General features: G+C 62.6%; 19 protein-coding genes. 12 read left to right on the top strand and 7 right to left on the bottom strand.

The window, feature by feature from the left end:
* The first annotated feature begins 151 nt into the window (after window positions 1-151).
* The 4 genes from LOY33_RS13950 (at window position 152) to LOY33_RS13935 (ending at window position 6956) form a co-directional block, all read left to right on the top strand.
* Window positions 152-1054, top strand: a complete 903-nt coding sequence (locus LOY33_RS13950; protein ID WP_258658883.1) for a GGDEF domain-containing protein — start codon at window positions 152-154, stop codon at window positions 1052-1054.
* 120 nt (window positions 1055-1174) lie between these two features.
* Window positions 1175-2332 (top strand): efflux RND transporter periplasmic adaptor subunit, encoded by a 1158-nt coding sequence (locus tag LOY33_RS13945; protein ID WP_078480304.1) that lies wholly within the window; start codon window positions 1175-1177, stop codon window positions 2330-2332.
* The gene (locus LOY33_RS13940) at window positions 2329-5505 is read left to right on the top strand and encodes an efflux RND transporter permease subunit (RefSeq protein WP_258658878.1); all 3177 of its coding nucleotides are present in this window, start codon (window positions 2329-2331) and stop codon (window positions 5503-5505) included. The genes LOY33_RS13945 and LOY33_RS13940 overlap by 4 nt, the downstream gene beginning before the upstream one ends.
* On the top strand, window positions 5502-6956 hold the full coding sequence (locus LOY33_RS13935) for an efflux transporter outer membrane subunit (RefSeq protein WP_258658876.1): 1455 nt from the start codon (window positions 5502-5504) through the stop codon (window positions 6954-6956). The genes LOY33_RS13940 and LOY33_RS13935 overlap by 4 nt, the downstream gene beginning before the upstream one ends.
* Before the next feature lie 65 nt (window positions 6957-7021).
* On the opposite strand, the gene LOY33_RS13930 is transcribed toward LOY33_RS13935, so the two are convergent.
* From LOY33_RS13930 to cynR, 4 genes are all read right to left on the bottom strand, one after another.
* A complete protein-coding gene (locus tag LOY33_RS13930; RefSeq protein ID WP_258662894.1) occupies window positions 7022-9457 on the bottom strand; it encodes a membrane-bound PQQ-dependent dehydrogenase, glucose/quinate/shikimate family in 2436 nt (811 codons plus the stop codon).
* A 704-nt stretch (window positions 9458-10161) separates the two neighbouring features.
* Window positions 10162-10530: a hypothetical protein gene (locus LOY33_RS13925; RefSeq protein ID WP_258658874.1), complete on the bottom strand. Its 369-nt coding sequence runs from the start codon at window positions 10528-10530 to the stop codon at window positions 10162-10164.
* A 210-nt stretch (window positions 10531-10740) separates the two neighbouring features.
* Window positions 10741-11745 (bottom strand): sensor domain-containing diguanylate cyclase, encoded by a 1005-nt coding sequence (locus LOY33_RS13920; protein ID WP_258658864.1) that lies wholly within the window; start codon window positions 11743-11745, stop codon window positions 10741-10743.
* Window positions 11746-11881: 136 nt separating this feature from the next.
* Window positions 11882-12781 carry a transcriptional regulator CynR gene (cynR, locus tag LOY33_RS13915; RefSeq protein ID WP_116054324.1) on the bottom strand — a complete coding sequence of 300 codons (900 nt, stop codon included), beginning with the start codon at window positions 12779-12781 and terminating at the stop codon, window positions 11882-11884.
* Between the two features lie 111 nt (window positions 12782-12892).
* On the opposite strand from cynR, the gene LOY33_RS13910 reads away from it, so the two are divergent.
* The 4 genes from LOY33_RS13910 to LOY33_RS13895 all read left to right on the top strand — a co-directional run bounded on the left by LOY33_RS13910 (window position 12893) and on the right by LOY33_RS13895 (window position 15637).
* Window positions 12893-13534: a carbonic anhydrase gene (locus LOY33_RS13910; RefSeq protein ID WP_054914637.1), complete on the top strand. Its 642-nt coding sequence runs from the start codon at window positions 12893-12895 to the stop codon at window positions 13532-13534.
* A gap of 29 nt (window positions 13535-13563) precedes the next feature.
* Entirely contained in the window at window positions 13564-14034 is a 471-nt protein-coding gene (cynS, locus tag LOY33_RS13905; protein ID WP_043861410.1) for a cyanase, read from the top strand.
* Between the two features lie 78 nt (window positions 14035-14112).
* On the top strand, window positions 14113-14352 hold the full coding sequence (locus LOY33_RS13900) for a DUF2790 domain-containing protein (RefSeq protein ID WP_058540084.1): 240 nt from the start codon (window positions 14113-14115) through the stop codon (window positions 14350-14352).
* 61 nt (window positions 14353-14413) lie between these two features.
* The gene (locus LOY33_RS13895) at window positions 14414-15637 is read left to right on the top strand and encodes an amidohydrolase family protein (RefSeq protein ID WP_258658848.1); all 1224 of its coding nucleotides are present in this window, start codon (window positions 14414-14416) and stop codon (window positions 15635-15637) included.
* A gap of 173 nt (window positions 15638-15810) precedes the next feature.
* On the opposite strand, the gene LOY33_RS13890 is transcribed toward LOY33_RS13895, so the two are convergent.
* Complete coding sequence (locus LOY33_RS13890; RefSeq protein ID WP_258658846.1) at window positions 15811-18258, bottom strand: TonB-dependent receptor; 2448 nt, start codon at window positions 18256-18258, stop codon at window positions 15811-15813.
* A gap of 187 nt (window positions 18259-18445) precedes the next feature.
* On the opposite strand from LOY33_RS13890, the gene LOY33_RS13885 reads away from it, so the two are divergent.
* Window positions 18446-18961, top strand: a complete 516-nt coding sequence (locus LOY33_RS13885) for a sigma-70 family RNA polymerase sigma factor (RefSeq protein ID WP_054914633.1) — start codon at window positions 18446-18448, stop codon at window positions 18959-18961.
* The gene (locus LOY33_RS13880) at window positions 18958-19905 is read left to right on the top strand and encodes a FecR domain-containing protein (RefSeq protein ID WP_123752713.1); all 948 of its coding nucleotides are present in this window, start codon (window positions 18958-18960) and stop codon (window positions 19903-19905) included. Before LOY33_RS13885 ends, LOY33_RS13880 begins: the two co-directional genes overlap by 4 nt.
* A gap of 124 nt (window positions 19906-20029) precedes the next feature.
* Here the strand turns inward: LOY33_RS13880 and LOY33_RS13875 are convergent, their stop codons facing one another.
* Window positions 20030-20899, bottom strand: a complete 870-nt coding sequence (locus tag LOY33_RS13875; protein ID WP_258658843.1) for a GyrI-like domain-containing protein — start codon at window positions 20897-20899, stop codon at window positions 20030-20032.
* 95 nt (window positions 20900-20994) lie between these two features.
* On the bottom strand, window positions 20995-22392 hold the full coding sequence (locus tag LOY33_RS13870) for a PLP-dependent aminotransferase family protein (protein WP_258658840.1): 1398 nt from the start codon (window positions 22390-22392) through the stop codon (window positions 20995-20997).
* A gap of 89 nt (window positions 22393-22481) precedes the next feature.
* Here LOY33_RS13870 and LOY33_RS13865 point away from each other — a divergent pair, with 89 nt between their 5' ends.
* Entirely contained in the window at window positions 22482-22928 is a 447-nt protein-coding gene (locus LOY33_RS13865; RefSeq protein ID WP_043861403.1) for a GNAT family N-acetyltransferase, read from the top strand.
* Window positions 22925-23545 carry an FMN-dependent NADH-azoreductase gene (locus LOY33_RS13860; RefSeq protein ID WP_258658830.1) on the top strand — a complete coding sequence of 207 codons (621 nt, stop codon included), beginning with the start codon at window positions 22925-22927 and terminating at the stop codon, window positions 23543-23545. The genes LOY33_RS13865 and LOY33_RS13860 overlap by 4 nt, the downstream gene beginning before the upstream one ends.
* The last annotated feature ends 7 nt before the right edge of the window (window positions 23546-23552 follow it).

Here is a 23552-nt window from a genome sequence, read left to right as displayed (position 1 = left end):
AAACGCTTGGCACAGCACACGCGATAACGGTTCTGTCGCAAGCGCCGTGCGGCGTTGGTGGCATCCGCAAGGCCCATGTTGCGGATGATGGCGTAATGGTATTGTTGGCTACCGTTACGCCATTCATCAATCGGCACAGAAGAAGTGCTTCATGATCGACACCGCACAGATGGCCCTTATTCTTGATGCGCTGCCCGACCCTGCCTTCATTCTGTCGCGCAGCGGCAAGTACGTTGCGGTGTTTGGTGGCCGCGACGCGCGTTATTACCACGATGGGTCCGGCCTGATCGGCCTGTATATTTCAGACCTGATCAATGCCGACAAGGCGAACTGGTTTCTGGAGCAGATTGCCAGGGCACTGGCCTCGGGAAACCTGCTGGTCGCCGAGTACGAGCTGAGCAACAGGGACGTGAAGGGCCTGCCCGATGAGGGCCCCAAGGACCCCATCTGGTTCGAAGGGCGCATCCAGGCCCTGAACTTCAGGGTGGACGAAGAGGAGGTCGTGCTGTGGGTCGCCAGCAATATCTCCGAACGGCACACACTGGAAGTCAGGCTCAGGGAACTGAGCGATACCGACCAGCTCACCGGTCTGTTCAACCGCAGAAAGCTCGAACATGACCTGAAACTGCACCACGAGTCCCTGACACGCTATCGCGTGCCGACGTCGGTGTTCCTGTTCGATCTGGACAACCTCAAGAAAATCAATGATACCCAGGGGCATCACGCCGGTGATCAGATCATCCAGGCGGTGGCCGAGATATGTCGTTGCGCGCTGCGCGCAACGGATTTCGCCTGCCGCCTGGGTGGCGACGAGTTTGTGGTGGGCCTGCCCAATACCGAGCGCGAGCAGGCGCTGCAGCTTGCCGAGCGTCTGCATGAGCGCTTTCGCAAAGAGCTGAGCCGCTATTGGGCAGGCGACACGGGGGTCACCGTGAGCATTGGCGCAACGGCCATGCTGCCCGAGGACCACGCTTACGAGGACACCTTGAAACGGGCCGATCGTGCCCTGTACGTGGCCAAGAGCATGGGCAAGGACCGGATTGTGTGGCTCTGACGCCAGGGTATGGCCAATGTCAGAAAACCCTTGACCTTCCAGACGTGGCAAGTCGGATAAGTACGCGAACGTTGCTTTGCCCCCGCAAAGCAGGTCGACACTCGTGCGAAAGGCCATGTGATGAACGTCAAACGCGTAACCCTTTTCACTGCGGCGCTAAGCGTCGCGCTCACCAGCGTCGGGTGCAAGGAGACGGCACCCGCGACTGAACCCGCCAAGCCTCCCAGTGTTCCGGTAGCCGAGGTGATCGTGCGCCCGGTAACGCCCCATGCCGAATTCACCGGGTCGCTGACCGCGATCAAGCGGGTCGAACTGCGCCCGCGGGTGGCCGGCTACATTCAGGCGGTGAGCGTGCCCGAGGGCCGCATGGTAGAGAAGGGCAGCCAGCTCTTTGTCATCGATCCGCGGCCCTTCCAGGCCGCGCTCGACGCCGCCACCGCACGCCTGCAGGAGGCCCGGGCGGCGTGGCTGCTGGCCCAGGCAGACCATGCCCGAGCCCGGCAACTGTATGCGCAAAAGGTCGTTGCGCGGGACCGGCTCGACAGCGCGATTGCGGCGCTCGATGCGGGCCAGGCCCAGGTCGATGCCGCAAAGGCCGCGCTGGACGCTGCAAAGCTCGACCTGAGCTTCACGCGGGTCACTGCACCGATCAGTGGGCGTGTAGGGCAAACCCTGGTCACCGAAGGCAACTACGTCACCAATGGGGTGACGCCACTGACCACCATCGTCTCTGTCGACCCCCTGCATGTGTACTTCGATGTGGACGAGCGCACGTACCTGCGCTCGCTCGCATCAAGCCGGCCTGGCGCGGGCGCGCAGGCGGCGAAGGTGAGCGTGGCGCTGGCCACCGACAAGCAGTACGCGCGGCCCGGCCGCGTCGATTTTCTGGCCAACGCCGCCGATCGCAACACCGGCACGCTGCGTGTTCGCGCGGTGGTCGACAACCCCGACGGGCAGCTGACGCCCGGTTTGTTTGCCAAGGTGAAGCTTGAGACCGGCACGCCACAGGCCAGGGTGCTGATCTCGGACCAATCGATTTCGACCGACCAGGGCAGCCGCTACGTACTGGTAGTGGGCAAGGACGACAAGACCCAGTATCGCCCGGTCGAACTCGGCCCGATGGTGGAGGGCCTGCGCGTGATCGAAAAAGGCCTGCAGCCCGGCGAGCGCATCGTGGTCAAGGGCCTGGTGCGCCCGGACATGCAGGTTACACCGCAGCCCACCTCGATCGAGGGTTCGCCCGTCAAGGCGCAGCAAACCCTGGGGGCGGCGCAATGACATTCCCGCGCTTCTTCATCGATCGTCCCATTTTTGCCATCGTCCTCTCGATACTGATGATGATTGCCGGCATCGTCGCCTTCTTCCAGCTGCCGCTGAGCGAGTACCCGGCGGTCACGCCGCCGACCGTGCAGGTGACGGCGTCCTATCCGGGGGCCAACCCCCAGGTAATCGCACAGACCGTGGCCGCGCCACTGGAGCAGGCGATTACCGGGGTCGAGGGCATGCTGTACATGGCGTCGCAGTCTGCCACCGATGGCCGGATGGTACTGACCATCACTTTCGCCCAGGGCACCAATGCCGATATTGCGCAGATCCAGGTGCAGAACCGCGTTTCGCGGGTTCTGCCGCGCCTGCCGGCAGAGGTGCAGCACCAGGGCGTGGTCACCCAGAAGACCTCGCCGGACATGCTGATGGTGGTTCACCTGCTGTCTCCCGACAAACGCTACGACCCGCTCTACATGTCGAACTACGCCTACCTTCAGGTGCGTGATGAACTGTCGCGCCTGCCCGGCATCAGCGATGTGCTGGTGTGGGGCGCCGGGGAGTACAGCATGCGGCTGTGGCTCGACCCGGACCTGATCGCCGCGCGCGGGCTCACCGCAGGCGAGGTGATCGAAGCGGTGCGCGAGCAGAACGTGCAGGTGGCAGCGGGGTCGGTCGGCCAGGCGCCCAACGCCACCGCCGCGTTCCAGGTAACCGTGAACACCCTGGGGCGGCTGACCGATGAGCAGCAGTTTGGCGACATCATCATTCGCACCGGCGACGACGGTCAGGTCACGCGCCTGCGCGATGTGGCCCGTATCGAGATGGGCGCCGACTCTTACGCATTGCGCAGCCTGCTCGATGGCGAACCGGCCGTTGCGCTGCAGATCATCCAGAGCCCGGGCGCCAATGCCCTGGACGTTGCCCAGGCGGTGCGCGAAACCATGCAGCGGCTGGAGGCGAACTTCCCGGCGGGGCTCACCTCGCGCATTGCCTATGACCCCACGGTGTTCGTGCAGGCCTCGCTGGAGTCGGTGGCCATCACCTTGCTGGAGGCGATCATGCTGGTGGTGATCGTGGTGGTGCTGTTTCTGCACAACTGGCGCGCGTCGCTCATCCCGCTGATGGCGGTGCCGGTGTCGCTGGTGGGCACCTTTGCGGTCATGCACCTGATGGGCTTTTCGCTCAACACCCTGTCGTTGTTCGGCCTGGTGCTATCGATCGGGATCGTGGTGGACGATGCCATCGTGGTGGTGGAGAACGTCGAGCGTCATATCGAGAACGGCGAGGCGCCGGCCCAGGCCGCCAGGCTTGCCATGGACGAGGTGACCGGGCCCATCATCGCGATCACCTCGGTGCTGGCTGCGGTGTTCATCCCCACGGCGTTCCTCAGCGGCCTGCAGGGCGAGTTCTATCGCCAGTTCGCGCTCACCATTGCCATCTCGACGATTCTGTCGGCGGTCAATTCGCTGACCCTCAGCCCCGCACTCGCCGGGTTGCTGCTGCAGCCACGCCAGCACGGCAACACCCCCGACCCCCGCAGCCTGCGCGGGCGTGCCCGGCGGTTGCTCGGCACCCTTGGCCGGCCGTTCCAGCGTGCACCGCAGGCCTATGGCAACACGGTGCGCAAGGTGGTCCGGCTCAGCGGCCTGGTGCTTGTGGTGTACGTCGGCCTGCTGGGGTTGACCGCGTTCGGCTTCAATGCCGTGCCACCGGGCTTTGTACCGATGCAGGACAAGTACTACCTGGTGGCCATCGCCCAGTTGCCCAACGCGTCGTCGCTGGACCGCACCGAAGCGGTGGCCAGGCAGATGTCGCAGTTGGCCCTGGACGAGCCGGGCGTCGAAAGCGTGGTGGCGTTCCCGGGGCTTTCGATCAACGGTTTCGTCAACGTGCCCAACGCCGCGGTGATGTTCATCATGCTCGACCCGTTCAAGGAGCGTGCCTCGCCGGACCTGGCTGCAACCGCCATCGCCGGGCGCCTGCAGGCCAGGTTTGCGGGCATTCCCGATGGTTTTCTTGGGGTGTTCCCGCCACCCCCGGTGCCCGGCCTGGGTGCCACCGGCGGCTTCAAGATGCAAGTCGAGGACCGCAGCGGCGCGGGGCTGGAGGCCCTGGTGCAGCACACCCGCATCCTGATGATGAAGGCCACCGAGTCGGGGCAGTTGGCCGGGCTGATGACCAGCCTCGATATCAATGCACCGCAGCTCGACGTGGTCATCGACCGGGCCCAGGTCAAGAGCCAGGGCGTGCGCCTGACCGATGTGTTCGAGGCGCTGCAGGTGTACCTGGGTTCGCTGTACGTCAACGACTTCAACCGCTTTGGCCGCACCTACAAGGTCACGGCGCAGGCCGACACGGACCACCGCATGCAGGCCGAAGCCATCGGCCGCCTGCAGGTGCGCAATGCGGCCGGGGCCATGCTGCCGTTGTCGGCGTTTGTCAGCGTTACGCCAAGCTCCGGCCCGGACCGGGTGATTCACTACAACGGCTACCCCTCGGCGGACATTTCGGGGGGCGCAATGCCGGGCATGAGTTCAGGGCAGGCGGTTGCGCTGATGGAGCGTCTGGCTGGGGAAATGCTGCCTGAAGGCATGACCTTCGAATGGACGGACCTGACCTACCAGCAGAAGCTGGCCGGCGATTCGGCGCTGTTCATCTTCCCGCTGTGTGTGTTGCTGGCCTACCTGATTCTGGCGGCGCAGTACAACAGCTGGCTGCTGCCCCTGGCGGTGCTGCTGATTGTGCCGATGTGCCTGTTGAGCGCGATCATCGGGGTGTGGCTGATGGAGGGCGACAACAACGTGTTCGTGCAGATCGGGCTGATCGTGCTGGTGGGCCTGGCCGCCAAGAACGCGATCCTCATCGTCGAGTTCGCCCGCACCCTGGAAGCGCGGGGGGCGAGTGCGCTGGAGGCGGTTGTGGAGGCATGCCGGTTGCGCCTGCGCCCGATCGTGATGACGTCCCTGGCCTTCGTCGCCGGCGTCGTGCCGCTGGTGCTTGCCAGCGGCGCAGGTGCCGAGATGCGCCAGGCCATGGGGGTGGCGGTGTTTGCCGGCATGCTCGGGGTGACGCTGTTCGGGTTGTTCCTGACCCCGGTTTTCTATGTGGTGATCCGTGGCCTGGCGGCCCGCTTCGAGCGGCACACGCCCACAGCCCAGCCTGCCCTGGAGGAGCGCCGTTCATGAGCCTTTGCTATCGAGCTGTTCTGGCGCCCCTGGCCACCCTCATGCTGCTGGCCGGGTGTGCTGCAGTGGGCCCCGACTACGTTGCGCCGTCGCTGCCGGCAGCGCAGCTTCCCGCACGCTTCGATGAGCTGCCTGCCGGGCTTGGCCCCGGTAGCGTCGAGGCCCGGTGGTGGGGTGCCTTTGACGAGCCCGCATTGACCGGGCTGGTGCAGCGGGCGCTTGCCGCCAACCATGACATCGCGATTGCTGCCGTGCGGCTCGAAGAAGCCAGGGCGATGTTGCGCGAAAGCCGCCAGGGTTTCCTTCCGCGTGGCGGCCCTGCGCTCAGCTACGAGAACCGCCGCTGGAGCGAAGTGCAGACACCGGCTGGCCAGTCGCGGCAGAACGAAACCTATCGGGGGGCGGTCGATGCGTCCTGGGAAATCGACCTGTTCGGCCGCGTGCGCCGCTCGGTGGAGGCCGCACGCGCCCAGGCCGGTTCGCGCGAGGCGTTGCTGCGCGGGGTGCAGGCGAGTGTGGCGGCCGAGGTGGCGGCCACCTGGTTCGAGCTGCGGGGCATCGAGGCCGAGTTGGCGGTTGCCGCCGATACCCGCCAAAGCCAGCGCGACAGCCTGAGCATGGTCGAACGCCAGGTGAACGCTGGGGCGGCCACCGAGTTCGACCGGCTGCGGGCCGAGGCCCTGTTGCGCTCGGTCGAGGTGAGCGTGCCCGAGCTGGAGCGTCGGCGTGATGCCTCGGTCAACGCCCTGGCGATCCTGCTGGGCGAGCCGCCGCAGCGGTTCACACCACCGGCCGCCGAGCCTGGGGATCAGGCGCTGGCCCTGCGCACGATCGCCGTCGGTGAGCCCACGGCGTTACTCTGGAGACGCTCCGACATTGCCGCCGCAGAACGCGCCCTTGCGGCCGCCACGGCGCAAATCGGGGTCGAGACGGCGGGCCTCTATCCCGAGGTGCAGGTGCAGGGCTCCATCGGTGTGGTCACCGGAAGCCTCGACGGGATGAGTGGCGCGGGCGCGTTGTCGAGCTTTATCGGCCCGATGATTCGCTGGTCGCTGCTGGACACCGGGCGTGTACGTGCCCGGATTGCCGCCAGCGAGGCACGCGCCAGGGAGGCGTTGATCGTGTACGACCAGACGGTATTGCGCGCGTTGCAGGAAACCGATGATGCCTTCAAGGCCCACGGGGCTGCGAGCAATACCCTGAGGCTGCGATTGCTCGAATCGGCGGCCAACGGCGAGGCGGCGCGGCTTGCCCGGGCGCGGTTCTCGGAGGGCGAGGGCGTCTACCTGGATGTGCTTGAGGCCGAGCGCGCCGATTACGCCAGCCGACGCGCCCTGACCGCTGCACGTACCCGACAACGCCTGGCGGTTGTGGGCATCTACAAGGCGCTGGGTGGTGGCTGGGAAGTCTGCGCGCAGGCCCGGCAGCCGTGCGACGGCGCCTCTCTCTAGCGTTCCATCAGGCAAAAATAATCCCCGAAACCGGGGATTATTTTCATACGGCTTCCACCAGCGTGTTACTGCTGTTCAGTAGCGTCGGGCAACGCATAGGCAATGATGTAGTCGCCCACATCAGGCGAATGGCTCATGCCGCCCGCCGAGATCACCACATACTGCTTGCCGGTCGCCGGCGACTGGTAGATCAACGGCGCTGCCACTGCACCTACCGGCAGGCGGGCTTTCCACACCTCCTTGCCGGTGGCCGAGTCCAGGGCCCGCAGGTAGTAGTCCTGGGTGCCGGCAAAGAACACCAGCCCCGAGGCGGTCGAGGTAGGGCCGCCCAGCGTCGGCATGCCCAGCGGGATCGGCAGGTGGGTCTTGAGGCCCAGGGGGCCGGTGTCCTGCACGGTGCCCATCGGTACCTGCCACACCAGTTTCTGGGTGTTCAGGTCGATGGCGCTCATGCTGCCGAACGGCGGGGTGTTGCACGGCACGCCCAGGGGGGATTGCAGGATGTCGATTTTTACCCCGCCATAGATGCCCGCCACTTGTGGGCGAATCGTACCCATGAAGCCCGGCACCTCATCGGTGGAAACCTTGAACTTGCTGGTGTTTTCCTTGGTGACCAGCGCCATGCGCAGCGGTACGCGCATGTCGTTGACGAACATCATGCCGGTGTTTTCGTCGATGGAGATGCCACCCCAGTTCATGCCACCCAGCAGGCCCGGCCATTCGATGTAGGGCTTTTCGGTCGGCGGGGTGAAGGGGCCCACATACACCGAGTCCTTGAACATGATGCGGCAGTACAGCTGGTCGAAGGTGCTCACGCCCCACATGGACTTCTCGGTCAGGGGCTCGGCACCAATCACCGGCATGCCCACCGAGTGCGGTTGGGTCGGTGCCAGGTGTTCGCCTTCGGCGGCGGGGGATGTGGGTACGGGCAGCTCCTGAACTTCAGTCACCGGCTGGCCGGTGCGGCGGTCCAGCACGAAGATGTTGCCGGTCTTGGTGGTCTGGATCAGCACCGGGGTCTTCTCGCCCTGGGCGTTCTTGATGTCGTACAGCACCGGTTGCGAGGGCAGGTCGTAGTCCCACACGTCGTGGTGCACAGTCTGGTACACCCATTTGGCCTTGCCGGTCGAGGCATCGACGGCCACCACGGCCGAGCCGTACTTTTCCTTGGCCTGGTTGCGGTCGCCACCCCAGTAGTCGGGCGGGCCGTTGCCGGTGGGCAGGTACACCAGGTTCAGTGCCTTGTCGTAGGTGGGCACGGTCCACACGTTGGGGGTTTCCAGGGTGAACTGGTGGTCGCTGGCGGTTGCGTCCTGGCCTTCAGGCGCACCGATGTCCCAGGCCCACACCAGCGCGCCGGTCAGCACGTCGAAGGCACGCACGGCGCCCGACGGCTCCTTGGCGACGATGTCGCGCACCCAGCCGCCGACCACGGTGAGGTGGCCCATTACCACGGGCAGGGAGGTGGGGTGGTAGCGCTTGCTGTTCTCGGTGGGGCCCATGCCTTTTTTCAGGTCGACATAACCGTTGTCGCCAAAGCTCGGGCACAGGGTGCCGGTGTGTGCGTCCAGGGCAAACAGGCGGGCGTCGACCGACGACACCAGGATGCGCTGGCGGCACTGCTGCTCGCCATACGAGGCCTTGACCTCGGCGCTCAGGCTGTCGTCCTTGTCGATGTCGTGGTAGCCCACGCCGCGGCACGTCACGTGCTCGGCGCTGCGCGCGTGCGGGTCGAACTTCCAGATCGGCTTGCCCGTGTCGGCGTCGAGGGCGGTGATCAGGTTTTCTGGCGTGCATGAATACAGCACGTTGCCGATCTGCAGCGGGGTGTTCTCGTCCACGCCGGCACCGGCGCCCGTGGTTCTGCGGCCGGTGCGGTAGATCCAGGCCACTTGCAGGTCCTTGACGTTCGCCGGGGTGATCTGGCTGAACGGCGCAAAGCGCGTGCCCGAGGCGTTGCGGCCGAAGAACTCCCAGTTTTCCGGCGCGGCGGGGGCTTCGGTTGGCGCAGGCTTGGCCGTGGAGGCGAGCGGGGTGGAGATTGCACCGTGCGGGTAGAACGCCGCCACGAAGGTCGCGATCAGCCCCGCGAACACCGCAAAGCCGAAGCGGTTGGCCAGGCGTCGGGTGCTTGCCGAGGTGCCGGGCAAGGCTGCGCCGACCCACAGGCTGAGGGTCAGGATGATTGCCGGTACCACCAGGCGTGGCAGCAGCTCCCAGTAGCTGAACTGGCCGACTTCGTAGAATGCCCACACACAGGTTGCCAGGGCGATGGCTACCGAAAGGGCGATGCTGGCGCTTTTGCGCAGGAACATCAGCGCTGCCAGCAGCAGGTATGCAACGCCTGCGATCAGGTAGTACGGCGAGCCATCGAGTGCTACCAGTTTGAAGCCGCCGTAGATCATCGCCAGCGATACGAGCAGCACCAGCAGGGCAAACAGCACCCTTGCGGTGGTGCCGAGTGCAAACTTCCGAGTTTGCGGTTGATGGTCATCCGTCATTTTTTTCATACGTTCCGTTAGTCAATGGAAAGTGCACGCAGGCTCTGCGCAGGGGTCAAGGCATTCAGTCGGCAGCGGTAAAGATCGAACCCGTGGGGTGTGGCGATCAGCGCGCAAGGGCGTGCGCGATCATTCGATACGGGGGGCGCCGAAGGCTCTGGGAAAGGGTGTTGGCGTTGGGGTGGCCTTTGCGGAGTCGGCGCGGTAGGGCTGCCTGAAAACGGTGGCCAGTTTAGGCGGGCGAGGCGGGGCGGATAAATGCTCAAGGTCGAAAAGCATTGTTGGGGAAACAGTAACAATGGGGACGGTCGGTAGGCCGCGTGTGCGGCCCGCGGAACGAAAGGGAGGCAGCTGTACGCGGGTTAGCAGACCAGGGATCAAGGACCCCGGCGCGCATGAATGCGCCCCGCGTACAGTCGCCATAACACCCGACGACAAAGGGTGACGGCCGTAAGCAGGATGGTAGACCGGGACTCCAGGAACTCAGCGCGCACGAATGCGCCCTGCGTACAGCCGTCATAAAACGAAACAGCGGGTGCAAAAAGGTGTCAGCTGAGACGGATGGACGCTTGCACGTCCTAAGGTACTCGGGCTAGCAAACCCGAAAGGATGCAGCTATAGATCGGTGCCCACCTTTGCAACAGACCGCCACAACCCAAAGCAGGCATATTAGCTTCTGGATCAGTAGGTAGCCTCCGCCAGTCCTAAAATCGAGACGGCGGTTCATTTCCAGCTTTGATCTGTGAAAAGACATGGTCTGGATCTGCCTGGCACCAATATCTGAACAGAAGGCGAGGTTCGGTATCCCCAAAATACTGACTCAGGAGGCTCTCGGCGGGGATTAACAATTTAGTTTCTGGCCATTGCTGAGCTAAAACACCTATGTGTTTGCCAGACGAACAAATAATCCACGTCGCCTTGCCTCTACTGATGTCAGGCAGGTAACCCATACCTTGGATCGCTTCGAACAAAGCGCGCAGTGTTACTGCAGGATCAAGCCTGATTGATGTCCTGTGACTTTCCAGATCATCCCCTGCATGCACGCTATCCCGATCAATTTGAATGACCAACATGAATGTTCCTTTTTAGCGTTGTGAGATTACTAGAATGCCAGCGTAGGAATGCCAGCTATCTGTCTACAGTCCGCTTCTGGCCGATTGCGGCCGTTAACCACCGGCAGCCTTGGGTCCGTTAGCGACGGCCGAGACCGTGTTTGCCCAGTAATCTCGAATCGCACTCGCCGCTGCGTTTTCTCCAGCATCACCGTGGCTGCTGATGACCCTCTATGAAGGACGGGCAGTTGTTTGTTCTTCTGCACCTTCAACTGCTGAACAGCCCGACAACCCCTCCAACTGCACATACTCAATGCGGTGCCGTCCGTTGTTTTTAGCCGCATAGAGCTGCTGGTCCACGGCTTTGATGAAGTCTGTAGGCCTGTCCCGCTCGCCTGGCACCATCGAACCCGCGCCTATGCTGACAGTCAGGCGGTGGTCATGTGGCGATAGCGCATGCACGATGGACTGCTTGTGGATCAACCGCTGGCAGCGCTCAGCCACTTTACGCGCCACCTCGGCATCGGCTTCGGGCAGCAGCACGATAAATTCTTCGCCGCCATAGCGAGCCACAAGGTCGTGTGGGCCATCCAACGCCAAACTCAGGGTCTGGGCAATCGCTATCAAACATTTGTCGCCTTGAATATGGCCGTACAAATCGTTGTACTGCTTGAAAAAATCGACGTCCAGCAACAGCAGCGACAAGGGCCGGCGCTCGCGGCGCGCACGTTCCCACTCCAACTCGAAACAGCTGTCGAAGCGACGACGGTTGGCGATATTCGTCAGGCCGTCCTTGAACGAGAGCACCTCCAGTTCCTTCTGCAAACTCAGCAACTGGTCTTCGGTCTTCTTGCGTTCGCTGATGTCGAACATGAAGCCGATCAGTGCTTCGACTTCGCCCCTGTCATTGCGCACCACGTGCACAACGTCGCGGATCCACACATAGCCGTTGTCCTTGGTCAGCGCTCGGTAGTCCGCCTCGTGGTCCACACCAGCCTTGGATTGCGTCACGCAGAAGTTCACCACATGCTCGCGATCTTCTGCATGCATGCGCATGGCCCAGTCTTCCACGCTCACCCAACTTTCAGGGCTCCAGCCCAGCAACGCCTCGATCTGAGGGCCGATGTAGGTGAACTTCATCGAGGCCCAGTCAATCTTCCAGGGAATCGCCTTGGTCGACTCCAGAAGGGTTCTGTACACCTCACTGTCATTGACAAGCTCGCTTGCATCGGACATACACGATAGCCCTCGGAACCCTATGGATAAGCCACTTTAGCAGCACTGGCAGGGCAAGTACTGAGTACCGAGCCATGGGTCGGTACATGGCGACATGGAAGAGGTTGCGGGCACGCTGAAAGCCCTTCGTATTCTGCTACTCATCTGTTTTGGTCGTCAGATCACCGGCCACTTCCTTGGCCAGCGCCATAAACGCACGGGCAGCCGCAGATTGATAGACATTCTTGCGCTGCATCAAGACCGCTGTACGCTCTAGCCGATGCGGCCCCAACTCGACAGACACCAACTCTGGGTGCTCCTGCGCTAGGGCGGCGGGCAGCAAGGTCGACAGCGTGGTTCTGCGCACCACCTCAATCAACGCACCAATCACATTGGCCTCCATCACCACACGCGGGCGAATGCCGTGCTGGTTGCAATAGCGGTCGATCTGTTCGCGGGTGGCGAACGCTTTGCTGAGCAGAATCAGCGACTGCGCATTCAGCGTCTCCAGGCCGACAGCCCGCGCCCCGGCCAGCGGGTGTCGGCTACCAACGACCAGGGCAAGCGTTTCAACCAGCAGCGGATAGGCTTCGATGTCTGGCGCATGCACCTCATCAAACGCAATCCCCACATCCAGTTCGTCCCTCAGCAGCAGGTTCTCCATCTGCTCCTGGGCCAGTTCATGCACGTTCAGCGTGATGTTCGGGTAACGGCTGTGAAAGGCTTCCACCAACGGCCCGACCAGGTAGGTCGTGAAGGTTGGCGTCACCGCTATGCGCAGCGTTCCTCGACTGAGATCGCCCACATCGTGGATCGCCCGCTTGCCTTCGCGCAGCTCCTGCGCCGCCCGCAATGCATAACGCAGGTACACCTGCCCGGCATCGGTCAGGCGTGTTTTACGCCCTGAGCGATCGAACAACTGCGCCCCGAGGCTTTCCTCCAGCTGGCGCACTTGCTGCGACAGCGCGGGCTGCGAAACATGCAGTGCCGCCGCAGCACTGGTAAAGCCCTGATGTTCGGCGACCGCAAGAAAATACTGAATATGGCGCGCCAGCATGCCTGTACCTATAAGTTTATCTGATGCAGATAATCATATATGAGACTTTTACCTTATTGCACGGCCTCCGTAACCTTTGCCTCATCGCATCGCGAACCAACGGAGTCAACCATGCAAGACATCATCGACGGTTTCCTTAAATTCCAGCGCAATGCCTTTCCTGAACGTGCCGGCCTGTTCAAAGACCTGGCCAACCAGCAGAGCCCGCGGGCGCTGTTCATCTCCTGCTCCGACAGCCGGCTGGTGCCGGAGCTGGTCACACAGCGTGAGCCGGGCGACCTGTTCGTCATCCGCAATGCGGGCAACATCGTGCCGTCCTACGGCCCTGAGCCAGGCGGTGTGTCCGCCTCGGTGGAGTACGCGGTCGCAGCCTTGAAAGTCAGCGACATCGTGATCTGCGGGCATTCCGACTGCGGCGCCATGACCGCCATCGCCACCTGCAAATGCCTGGACAACATGCCCGCCGTGGCCGGCTGGTTGCGCTACGCCGATTCCGGTCGGGTGGTCAACGAGGCCCGCCAGCATGTCGATCAGCACGCCAAGGTCGCCTCGATGGTGCGCGAAAACGTCATCGCGCAGTTGGCCAATATCCAGACACACCCCTCGGTACGCCTCGCGCTGGAAGAAAAGCGCGTGACGTTGCATGGCTGGGTCTACGACATCGAAAGCGGCTGCATCCAGGCCTTCGACAGCCGCACCGGCAAGTTCGTGTCGCTGGCCGAAAGCCCTACCGCTTGCGTTGCTACCCACTAACCCTAGTTTCTACCCACGGAGATATCCCCATGATCCAATCACAAATCAGCCAAGACACTCGCCTTGCCCTGACCGACGTCATCCTGTTGGCCAAGGCCCGCAAAGACCTGTCGTTCGCTCAGATTGCAGAAGGCACCGGCCTGCACGAAGCTTTTGTCACCGCCGCCTTGCTTGGTCAGCACCCGCTGCCGGCCAACGCAGCCCAGGTGGTTGCCGACACCCTGGGCCTCGACGCCGATGCCGTGCTCCTGCTGCAAAGCATCCCGCTGCGTGGCAGCATCGGCAACGGCATTCCTACCGACCCGACCATCTACCGCTTCTACGAAATGATTCAGGTCTACGGCACCACGCTCAAGGCGCTGGTTCACGAGAAGTTCGGCGACGGCATCATCAGCGCCATCAACTTCAAACTGGACGTCAAGAAGGTCGATGACCCAGACGGCGGCTCCCGCGCGGTGATCACCCTGGATGGCAAGTACCTGCCGACCAAACCGTTCTGATCACCCCACCCATGGGGCCCGGCGCTGCATGGCTGCCGGGCTCCATGTTCTTGAAAATGTGGAGGAGGGCCTCTGAACATGAAGGCGTTACCTGTACTGATAGCGAGTTTTTTCTGTGCTGCGGCGATGGCCGACGAACCGATACCGGTTGAGCAATACAGCTATGCCCAGCACCTGGACATCGCCCGCGTCATTTCCATCAGCGAAGTCGCGCACGTCTGCGCCGTGGTACCTGTGCTCATGACGTATGAAGACTCCAAGGGCCAGAAACACATTCTTGAATACCGAGTGATGGGTAACGGCTGTTCCAACGGTTGAGCTGCCCATGGTTCGTTTTTTACCGATGCGCCTTGGGGCAGCATCATAGAGGGCCAACGTCATGGACCTGATCTTTCGCAATGTGCGCATCGACGATACAAAACCGCTGATGGACGTAGCGGTGCACCACGGCAAGATTGTCGAAATCGCGCCGACAATTTCAGTGCAGGCCGTGCAGGAAATCCAGGGCCACGGCAACGTGCTGATCCCGGGCTTTGTCGAAGGGCACCTGCACCTGGAAAAAGCCAACATCATGCACCGCAAGGCCAATCGCTCCGGCACGTTGAAGGAGGCGATAGCGGTTACCGCCGAGCTCAAACCCACGTTGACTCGCGACGACATTCTCGCGCGCTCCACTCAAGCACTACGTGCGTTGGTGCAGTCCGGCACTACCCACGTACGCGCCCACGCCGAATTCGACCCGGTGCAAGGCTTCACCGGCTTTGATGTGGTGCTGGAACTGCGCGACAAGCTGCGCGACGTCATCGACATCCAGGTGGTGGCCTTCCCGCAGGAGGGAATACTGAAACTGCCGGGCATGCAGGCAATGATGGTTGAGGCCATGGAGAAGGGCGCAGATGTAGTGGGCGGCATTCCCTACAACGACGACTCGGCCCATGACCACATCGACTATGTATTCAACCTGGCCAGGCGCTACGGCAAGGACATCGACTTCCATCAGGACTTCGCCGACAACGCCGAGCACATGACCATTGAGTACCTGGCGCGCAAGACCATCGAGCAAGGCTATCAAGGGCGCGTATGCGTCGGTCACCTGACCAGCCTGGGTGCCGTGGCACCGCACAAACAGCGGGAGATCATTGCCTTGATTCGCGAGGCCGGCATCAGCGTCATGTGCCTGCCCGCCACCGACTTGCACCTCGGTGCGCGCGGCGACAGCCATGACGTGCGCCGTACCCTGACGCCGGTGCGGGCCCTGCGTGATGGCGGCGTGAATGTGTGCCTTGCCACCAACAATATTCGCAACGCATTCACCCCGTTTGGCACCGGCGACTTGCTCAACATCGCGCAATTGGCGATTCCGGCCTGTCACCTGGGCGGGGCGGATGACCAGGCCACGGTACTGTCGATGCTCACTACCCATCCGGCGAAAGCGATGGGGTTGAAGGATTATGGGTTGGTGCCGGGTGCGCCTGCTGACGTGGTGTTGCTGGAGACGCATTCGGTAGGTGACGTGATTCTCGACCTGCCCACACGGTTGATGGTGCTCAAGCGCGGGATGATCGTGGCAACGTCGGCCTGTCAGCGTTCGGTGGCTTTCTGATCCAGTTCGATGCAAGCGACTGGTCGTGGGGAGCTGTCACTTCGCTCGCCCACCACCTGGTTCACCCAGCGCGAGCTGCCTGGCCGTTCAACATGAAAATCGTGGTGAGCATAGGGTCCATCCAAGCGGCCGTTACAGCCGCTTGAAATCGTCCTGCCGACCACTGCTCACGGCTAGTTCTCGTAGCGCAGCGTGACGGCAAAGTTGCGGGGTTCGCCGTAATAGTTTCCGGTGTCCTGGCTGAAAATCGCGGTGTAGTACTTCTCGTCGAAAACGTTGTTGAGGTTCAACTGAACGCTCAGGTTCTGGTCGATCCGGAAGTTGGCATTCAAGTCCACAAGGTTGTAGGCACTCTGCGAAATACTGTTCAGGTACAGCTTGCTCTGATGGTACACGCTGGTCCCGACTCGCCATTGGTCCAGGCTACCTGGCAACTGGTAGGTGGTGGCGGCCTTGAACAGTCGCTGTGGCGAGTTCTCTGTGCCATAGGTGTCACCCTTCCTGCTACCCGCCACGTATTCTGGATGGCTGTAGGTGTAGCCCATGGAGGCATTCCACCCGGGCATCAACTCGCCCGAGACCTCGGCATCGAACCCGCGGTTTCGTACTTTGGCGCCCTCGGTGTAGCACCGCGAATCGCGCGTGGGCCCACACACGCGCCCAGCCTCGGGCACGACCTGCGCAAGGCCTGTCTGATCCACCTGGAACAGCGCCAGGGAGGTATTGAGCCTGCCATCGAACAGTTCGTTTTTTACGCCCACTTCGTAGTTGCTGCCCGTTGTGGGTGCGAGCAGTTTGTTGTCGACGCTGTAGTTGCTCTGCATCTTGTAGATCTCGGTATAGCTGGCATACACCGAGGTAGTGTCATTGACGTCGTAGACGATGCCGCCGTAGGGGATGATCTTGCGGTTTTCCCTGAAGCGGTCCGTCTCCCACGGGCCCTGGGTGTCGTAGTCGACCCAACTCAAGCGGCTGCCCAGAATCACGTGCAGATCATCGAATGGGTTCAGGCGAGTGGCTGCATAGATCCCCTTGTCCTTGCGCACATGTCGACTGGGCGTCAGGCTGCCGACTATCTGCGGTTTCGGGAATGTGGAGGTATCGAAGTCCAGAATGTCGACGATAGGGTTCACGCTGGACGAGCCTGTGACGTATTGCAGCCTGTCACGCCGCAAGTTGGTACCGATCACCACCTCATGCTTGCGCCCCAGCAGGTTGAACGCACCGTTGAGCGCCGCGTCGAGATTGATCTGTTCGTCATCGTAACGGGCGCTGTTCGGCCAGTACTGCATCGTCGAGTCGGTGTCCTTGGTGTGGTACCCAACCTGAGCGAGAAAATCCGAATTGGACCAAATCAGGTTGGTGGCGACGGTGAGGTTCCAGTCCTCATTGAAGCTGTGCTTGATATCGGCAAAGACGTTGCGGTTGATCTTGTCCAGGTACGCCCACTTTCCAGCGAACGACTTCGACCGCGAGAAGTTGTATGAGCTGCCATCCAGGTGGGTAGGCAAACCGCCCCAATCGTAGCCGCCACTGTTGTCCTGCTGGAAGGACGCCCCCACTGCAACCGTGGTCGAGTCATTCAGGTCGACTTCGCCGATGGCGTAGAACAGTTGGTTGTCCTTGTCAGCGTAGTCCTGATAGCTGTTTCGACTGTTGTACATCAGGACCGTACGGCCACGCACGGTGCCCTCTGCGTTCAAGGGGCCGCCAACGTCGAGTTGCGTGCGGTAGTTGTCCCACGAGCCAGCACCGATCTCTGCCTTGAGCCGGTATTCACGTGTCGGTCGCTTGCGAACCATGTTGATGGCCGCAGACGGATTACCTGCCCCTTGCATCAGGCCGTTTGCGCCTCGGACAATCTCCACCCGGTCATACATGGCCATGTTGTTCACCGACATGACGTCCATCGAGAAGCTTTCCGTGACGCTGCTCGGCAGGCCATCGAATTGCAGGTCGTCGACCTGGAACCCTCGCGAGTAGTAAAGCGGACGCTCAGTGCCGAACCCCTTGACCGTGCTGATGCCCGTGGCTGCCCTTGCAACGTCTTCCAGGGACTGCATGTTCTGGTCGTCCATCTGCTGACGCGTGACGACGCTGATCGACTGCGGCGTTTCGCGCAGCGAGAGATTCATCCGCGTCGCTGTGGTGGTGCTACCTGTGGTGTACGACCCCGAATCCTCGGTGATGGCGCCCAGCCCCGAGCCTGTCACGTTGGTCGCGTCCAATTGCAATGAACCCGACGGTGCAGCCGGCAGCAGCACATAGCTGTTGTCCCCACCTGCAACCGCCTGCAACCCGGACCCGCTCAGCAACACGGCAAAGCCCTGGTCGATGCTGTAGCGGCCATTGATGCCCCGGCTCTGCTTGCCTTCGGTCAGCCCGTTGTCGAACGACAGCACCACGCCTGCTTCGGTGGCAAAGCTGTTCAGCACAGTGGCCAGCGCCCCGGCTTCAATGGCAAATTCCTGCTGATGCAGCGTACGGGCTGTTACCTGGCCTTCAGCCGCGTGGCCAAGTGCTGGAGTGGCCATCAACAACGATGCGCCAAGTAGGGCAAGGCATAGCGCGCTTGGGGTGTTCAACGTGGCGGTGCAGAAGCCTGGAAGGGGATGCTGCATGCTTACTCCTGATGCGGTTGTTGGCATTTTGTGAGGTGTCTGCAAAAGGAGTCGCGTAGCCGAGAGGAAAGTGACAACGCGTTTCGAAATTTTTTCCTGGCCTGATTTTCACGGCCAGAAGTCGATTGCTCTCAGGCCATCATTTCACTATATTGCGATTAATTCTTATTCACTGTTTGGCCTGGATATGCCGTCTGGCAACCTTATCGCGACCCTCTACAATGACCATCAACCCTGGCTCATCAGTTGGCTGCGCAAGCGCACCGGGTGTTCCCAGGCGGCGGCAGACTTCGCCCAGGACACCTTTGTTCGCGTGCTGCTCGCCGAGCGCCGTGAACCCCGGGCGGCCATGCTCAATGAGCCTCGGCATTTTCTGGTAACCATCGCCAAGCGGGTAATGATCGACAGTTTTCGCCGTCAGTCGGTGGAGCGTGCCTATCTGGAAGTGCTCGCCGCGCAGCCCGAGTCGTTCGAGATTTCTGCCGAAGAACAGCTTTCGTTGCTCCAGACACTTCTGGAGCTGGATCGCATGCTTGACGGCCTGGGCGTGAAGGCCAAAACGGCGTTCCTGATGTCGCAAGTGCAAGGGCTTACCTACCCTCAAATCGCCGAGCACCTGCAGGTGTCCGCCAGCTCGGTAACCAAGTACATGGCCCGGGCCACCGAACGCTGCCTCCTGTACCTGGTGGACAATCCGTGGTGACCACCGACGCCCAGCGCCAAGCACTTCGCCATGCGGCGCAGTGGTTCGCGCAGCTGTGCGCGAACCCTGAAGACGCGGCGCTGCGCGCGCAGTGGCAACGCTGGCACTGCCGGAGGGCGGAGCATGAATGGGCATGGCAGCAGTTGACCGAATTGCAGGCGCGCCTGGGCGGCATGCCGCAGCAGTTGGCCTGGAACGTCATGGAAAAGTCCACGCTGCGCGAAAGCGGCCCGAATCGCCGCACGCTACTCAAGGGGCTGTTGCTGGGCGCCGGCGCCGGTTCATTGGCATGGCAGGGATATGACGTTGCGCCCAGATGGATGGCCGACCTCAGAACGCGCACCGGAGAACAGCGCCAAGCGGCTCTTGCCGACGGCACCCTGCTGGTATTGGATACCGATACCGCGCTGGATGTACTGTTCAATGCCAGCACGCGCTTGCTGGTGCTTCGGGCGGGGGAGGTCCATGTAACCACCGGCAAGGACTCACGTCCGTTGCTGGTGCGCAGTGCACAGGGTGATCTGCGCGCATTGGGCACTCGCTTCGCCGTGCGCCAACTCGACGGGCTGACACGCCTCAGCGTCTACCAGCATGCCGTTGCGGTCCGTCCTGAGCAGGCTGAAGGCGAGGTCGTGATCGAGCAAGGGCAAGCGGTGACACTTGATCGTCAGCGACTGTTTGCCACGCAGCCTTTGAAAAAAGGCGAAGAGGCCTGGGCTCAGGGGCGGCTGGTAGTGGAGGGCTGGAGGCTGGATACACTCATCAACGAGTTGCAGCGCTATTGCCCCGGCTATCTGGGCTGCGCCTCGGAGGTCAGCCACTTGCGGGTGTCGGGCTCGTACTCGCTTGGCAACATCGAGCTGACATTGAACACTATCGCCCGTTCGTTACCCATCCGAATCCAGCAGATTACCCGTTACTGGACGCGCATCCTGCCGGTTTGATGATTTACGACTTTCGAAGGCCGGTGGCTCAGACATCGGCTCGCACGGTCCGCTTTTGGCACCACTGCCGCTCGGCCGGCAACTCACCCACCGAGCGGCAACCCGTTTCACACGCCAGCTTCGCCTATTTCAACGGAACGTAGATATCCGTCTGCCATTGATCCTGCGGTGTTTCGGGAAACACGCTCAGGTAATGGAAGAACAACGGGTGATCCCGAAGCTCTTCGTTACTGGAGGGTAGCCAGTTGCGGTAAAGCGGGTAGATGGATTCTCCGATGTAGTCAGGCGACCCCGTATGGCGAATCACGGCGCAACGCCCTGCCGGGATGACCCGTTCATGCACGCCGAATTCGTTGGGCAGCACGGCCTCGTCTATCTCGCCGCAAATCGCGAACCTGAAGGCCTCTGCGGGCGTGGTATCGGGATTGTCATAGGGGATGCCAAACGAGCGGCTCACGGCCACTGGCGACTGACCGCTCTGCATGCGCCACTGACGAAAACGACTGACGCTTTGACTGACGAGGCCGGGCGCCCCGCAATGTTCAAGCGCCGCCACGCGGGTTTCGGCGAACGTCACGATACGGATCTGCATGGTGATACTCCTGGAAAAGTGAGGGACAACGAAGACCGCATTCCAGACCTGCCAGCTCGGTGCCTTGGCGAACGCACTCGGCGCCATGCCAAAGGCGCGCCTGAACGCCCTTGAAAAGGCCTCGGGGCTTTCGAAGCCAGCACCCAGTGCTGTCTCCAGCACGGACTGACCCGGTGAACCGACCAGTTGATGCGCAGCGCGCCGAAGCCTCATCAACTGCACATACTGTGCAACCGGCACGCCTACATACGCCGTGAATTGCCGGTGAAAATGAAACACCGAGAAGTTGGCGACGCGGCTCAGTGCACTCACCGAGAGATCGCCCTCGAGGCAGGTATCGATATAGGCGAGTACGGCGTCGAACCGTTTTGCGTAGGCATGGCTGTTGCTTGAGTCGGTCACCGAACAAAACCTCCTGAAGATGCGGTGAGCAATAGCATCCGCCTTTGCCCCCTCGTCGTGCCTAGCCGGGTTTGCTCTGATAGGGGTTGCTGCCCCTATGCAAGCCGAGCCAGTTCCCGCGCCACCATCGCCGCCTGCTGCGCACTGGCAACATTGGTAAACCCCATTACCAGCCCGTGCCTGGGCGCACCTGCCAGGTACCACTGCGATAGCGGCTCCACCGCCAGCCCGGCGGCCCGCGCGCGCTTGGCCAGTTTTACATCGTCCACGCCGGGCAAACCGGCTACCAGGTGCATGCCGCCTGCCTGGGTATCGATCAGCAAACGCTCGCCCAACTGCTGCTGCAATGCCTCGATCAGCCATTGCCGGCGCCGGGCGTACAGATTGCGCATCTTGTTCAGGTGCCGCGCAAAGTGGCCTTCGTTGATAAACGCCGCCACGGTGGCCTGCAGCAGGTAAGGGCAGTGGTTGTGCAGCCGGTCGGCCTGGCGGGCGAAGGCCTCGCACTGCTGCGCCGGCACCACCAGGTAGGCCAGACGCAAGCCGGGGAACAGCACCTTGCTGAAGGTGCCGGTGTAGAGCACGCGGCCCTGCTGGTCGAGGCTCTTGAGGGCGGGCAGGGGCTTGCCGCGATAACGGTATTCGCTGTCGTAGTCGTCCTCGATGATCCAGCTGCCTTGCCGGTTGGCCCACGCCAGCAGCGCCAGCCGGCGCGGCAGCGACAGCGACACGCCCAGCGGGCTCTGGTGGGTGGGGGTGACCACGGCGAAGCGTGCATCCACCGCGCGGGCGATGCCCTGTTCCACATCCAGGCCCTGGTCGTCCACGCTGACGGGCACCAGCTGCGCGCCGGCTTCCTGCAGGGCGTTGCGGGCCATGAAGTAGCCGGGTTCCTCGAGCCAGCAGCGGTCGCCCGGCTGCATCAGCGTATGGCAAATCAGGTCGAGGCAGGCGCGATAGCCGGCGCACACGAACACCTGCTCGGGGCGGCAGGTGATGCCCCGCGAGATGCCCAGGTAAGTGGCAATCGCCGCCCGTAGCGGTGCGTGGCCGCGTGGGTCCGGGTACACCAGGCTTTCCAGGCCGCCTTGACGCAGTTGCCGGCCGGCCAGCCGCGTCCACAGCTTGCGCGGGAAGGCGTCCAGGGCCGGCAGGCCCATCTGCAAGGGCAGTGGCAGCTCGCCGGAATGGGTGGTCGGGTAGGTGCTGGCGGATACGCCAGGGCCTAGCTGGGGTGGGGCAACCGGGGTCAGTTGCGGGGTGACCACCGTGCCGGCGGCGCCGCGCGCCATCAGGTAGCCTTCGCCGATCAACAACTGGTAGGCCGCCTCCACGGTGCCCCGCGCCAGGTTCAGCTCGGCGGCCAGGGCGCGAACGGCCGGCACGCGATCACCTGGGCGCAGGCGGCCGTCGGCGATGGATTCGCGAAAGCGCTGGTAGAGCTGGCGATAGATCGGCGCCTGCTGGCTGCGGTCCAGTTCGAAGGAAAGCATCTTGGCCTAGTCGTTTATTCATTTTTCGGCCCTGTAGCTTAAGCCATTGCTTGCTTAAAGTGGGCGCTCTTGAAAAGCGGACGACGACCATGGCCTACACCCTTCAACACCTCGAAAGCCACGCAGCCTTTGAAGCCAGCTTTGAACTGATGCGTGTACTGCGCCCGCACCTCAACGACCTGGCCGACTATGTGGCGCAGCTGCAGCGTCAGTCGGCGCAGGGCTACCGCTTGTTGGCGGCGTGGGAGGGTGAGCAGGTGGTGGGCCTGGCGGGCTACCGCCCGCTGGAAAACCTGTTGTACGGGCGCTTCATCTATGTCGATGACCTGGTGGTAAGCCCCGACCTGCAACGCGGCGGCCTGGGCGCGCAGTTGCTGAGCGCCGTGCGTGACGAGGCGCTGCAGCGCGGTTGCGATCACTTCGTGCTGGATACCGGCCTGCACATGCCGCTGGCCCAGCGCTTCTATTTTCGCCAGGGGTTGCTGGCCCGTGGCATGCACTTTACCCAAAGCCTTAAGCCGGGGAGCCCGCAATGAACAACATACTGCTGCTCAACGCCAGCCCGCAGGGGGCGGTGTCCCATGCCAATCAACTGGCGCTGGAGCTGGTCGCCACCTTGCGCCGGCGCCACCCCGAGCTGCAACTGATCGAGCGTGATCTGGGCGCGAGCCCGCTGCCCCCGCTCGATACCGATTACGCCCGCGCCCTGACCACCCGCACGCCATTCGACGCACCCACTTTCGAGGTGTCCGAGGCGTTGATCCAGGAACTGGAGCGCAGCGATGTGCTGCTGATTGCAACGCCTATGCACAACTTCATGCTGCCGGCCGCGCTCAAGCTGTGGATCGACTACGTGCTGCGCATTCACCGTACCTTCAGTGCCGGCCCGCAGGGCAAGGTCGGTTTGCTGCGCGACCGCCCGGTGTACGTGCTGGTGGGCTCCGGTGGCATTCACCAGGGCGAGGCGGCGCGCCAACCGGACTTTCTCACGCCGTACCTGCGCCATGTACTCAACACCCTCGGGCTGTTCGACCTGCACTTCACCTACCTGCAGGGCCTGGTGGGCAGCGAGCAGGCGGTGCGTAGCGCAATCGACGCCGGCCGCGCGCGCCTGGCGCTGGAGCCCTTGTTCAACCCACAGGTTTGCGCCTGATCCCTTT

Origin of the sequence: Pseudomonas sp. B21-036 (genome assembly GCF_024748925.1) — a bacterium.
In the GTDB taxonomy this organism is placed as follows: Bacteria; Pseudomonadota; Gammaproteobacteria; order Pseudomonadales; family Pseudomonadaceae; genus Aquipseudomonas; species Aquipseudomonas palmensis.
The sequence above is the reverse complement of the archived record's forward strand: the minus strand, read 5'-3'. Positions and strand labels throughout refer to the sequence as shown.

What these genes read in the sequence shown, in the direction of transcription:
- LOY33_RS13950 (WP_258658883.1), top strand. Translation starts at nt 152, where the DNA reads ATGATCGACACCGCACAGATGGCCCTTATTCTTGATGCGCTGCCCGAC.
- LOY33_RS13945 (WP_078480304.1), top strand. Translation starts at nt 1,175, where the DNA reads ATGAACGTCAAACGCGTAACCCTTTTCACTGCGGCGCTAAGCGTCGCG.
- LOY33_RS13940 (WP_258658878.1), top strand. Translation starts at nt 2,329, where the DNA reads ATGACATTCCCGCGCTTCTTCATCGATCGTCCCATTTTTGCCATCGTC.
- LOY33_RS13935 (WP_258658876.1), top strand. Translation starts at nt 5,502, where the DNA reads ATGAGCCTTTGCTATCGAGCTGTTCTGGCGCCCCTGGCCACCCTCATG.
- LOY33_RS13930 (WP_258662894.1), bottom strand. Translation starts at nt 9,457, where the DNA reads ATGACGGATGACCATCAACCGCAAACTCGGAAGTTTGCACTCGGCACC.
- LOY33_RS13925 (WP_258658874.1), bottom strand. Translation starts at nt 10,530, where the DNA reads ATGTTGGTCATTCAAATTGATCGGGATAGCGTGCATGCAGGGGATGAT.
- LOY33_RS13920 (WP_258658864.1), bottom strand. Translation starts at nt 11,745, where the DNA reads ATGTCCGATGCAAGCGAGCTTGTCAATGACAGTGAGGTGTACAGAACC.
- cynR (WP_116054324.1), bottom strand. Translation starts at nt 12,781, where the DNA reads ATGCTGGCGCGCCATATTCAGTATTTTCTTGCGGTCGCCGAACATCAG.
- LOY33_RS13910 (WP_054914637.1), top strand. Translation starts at nt 12,893, where the DNA reads ATGCAAGACATCATCGACGGTTTCCTTAAATTCCAGCGCAATGCCTTT.
- cynS (WP_043861410.1), top strand. Translation starts at nt 13,564, where the DNA reads ATGATCCAATCACAAATCAGCCAAGACACTCGCCTTGCCCTGACCGAC.
- LOY33_RS13900 (WP_058540084.1), top strand. Translation starts at nt 14,113, where the DNA reads ATGAAGGCGTTACCTGTACTGATAGCGAGTTTTTTCTGTGCTGCGGCG.
- LOY33_RS13895 (WP_258658848.1), top strand. Translation starts at nt 14,414, where the DNA reads ATGGACCTGATCTTTCGCAATGTGCGCATCGACGATACAAAACCGCTG.
- LOY33_RS13890 (WP_258658846.1), bottom strand. Translation starts at nt 18,258, where the DNA reads ATGCAGCATCCCCTTCCAGGCTTCTGCACCGCCACGTTGAACACCCCA.
- LOY33_RS13885 (WP_054914633.1), top strand. Translation starts at nt 18,446, where the DNA reads ATGCCGTCTGGCAACCTTATCGCGACCCTCTACAATGACCATCAACCC.
- LOY33_RS13870 (WP_258658840.1), bottom strand. Translation starts at nt 22,392, where the DNA reads ATGCTTTCCTTCGAACTGGACCGCAGCCAGCAGGCGCCGATCTATCGC.
- LOY33_RS13865 (WP_043861403.1), top strand. Translation starts at nt 22,482, where the DNA reads ATGGCCTACACCCTTCAACACCTCGAAAGCCACGCAGCCTTTGAAGCC.
- LOY33_RS13860 (WP_258658830.1), top strand. Translation starts at nt 22,925, where the DNA reads ATGAACAACATACTGCTGCTCAACGCCAGCCCGCAGGGGGCGGTGTCC.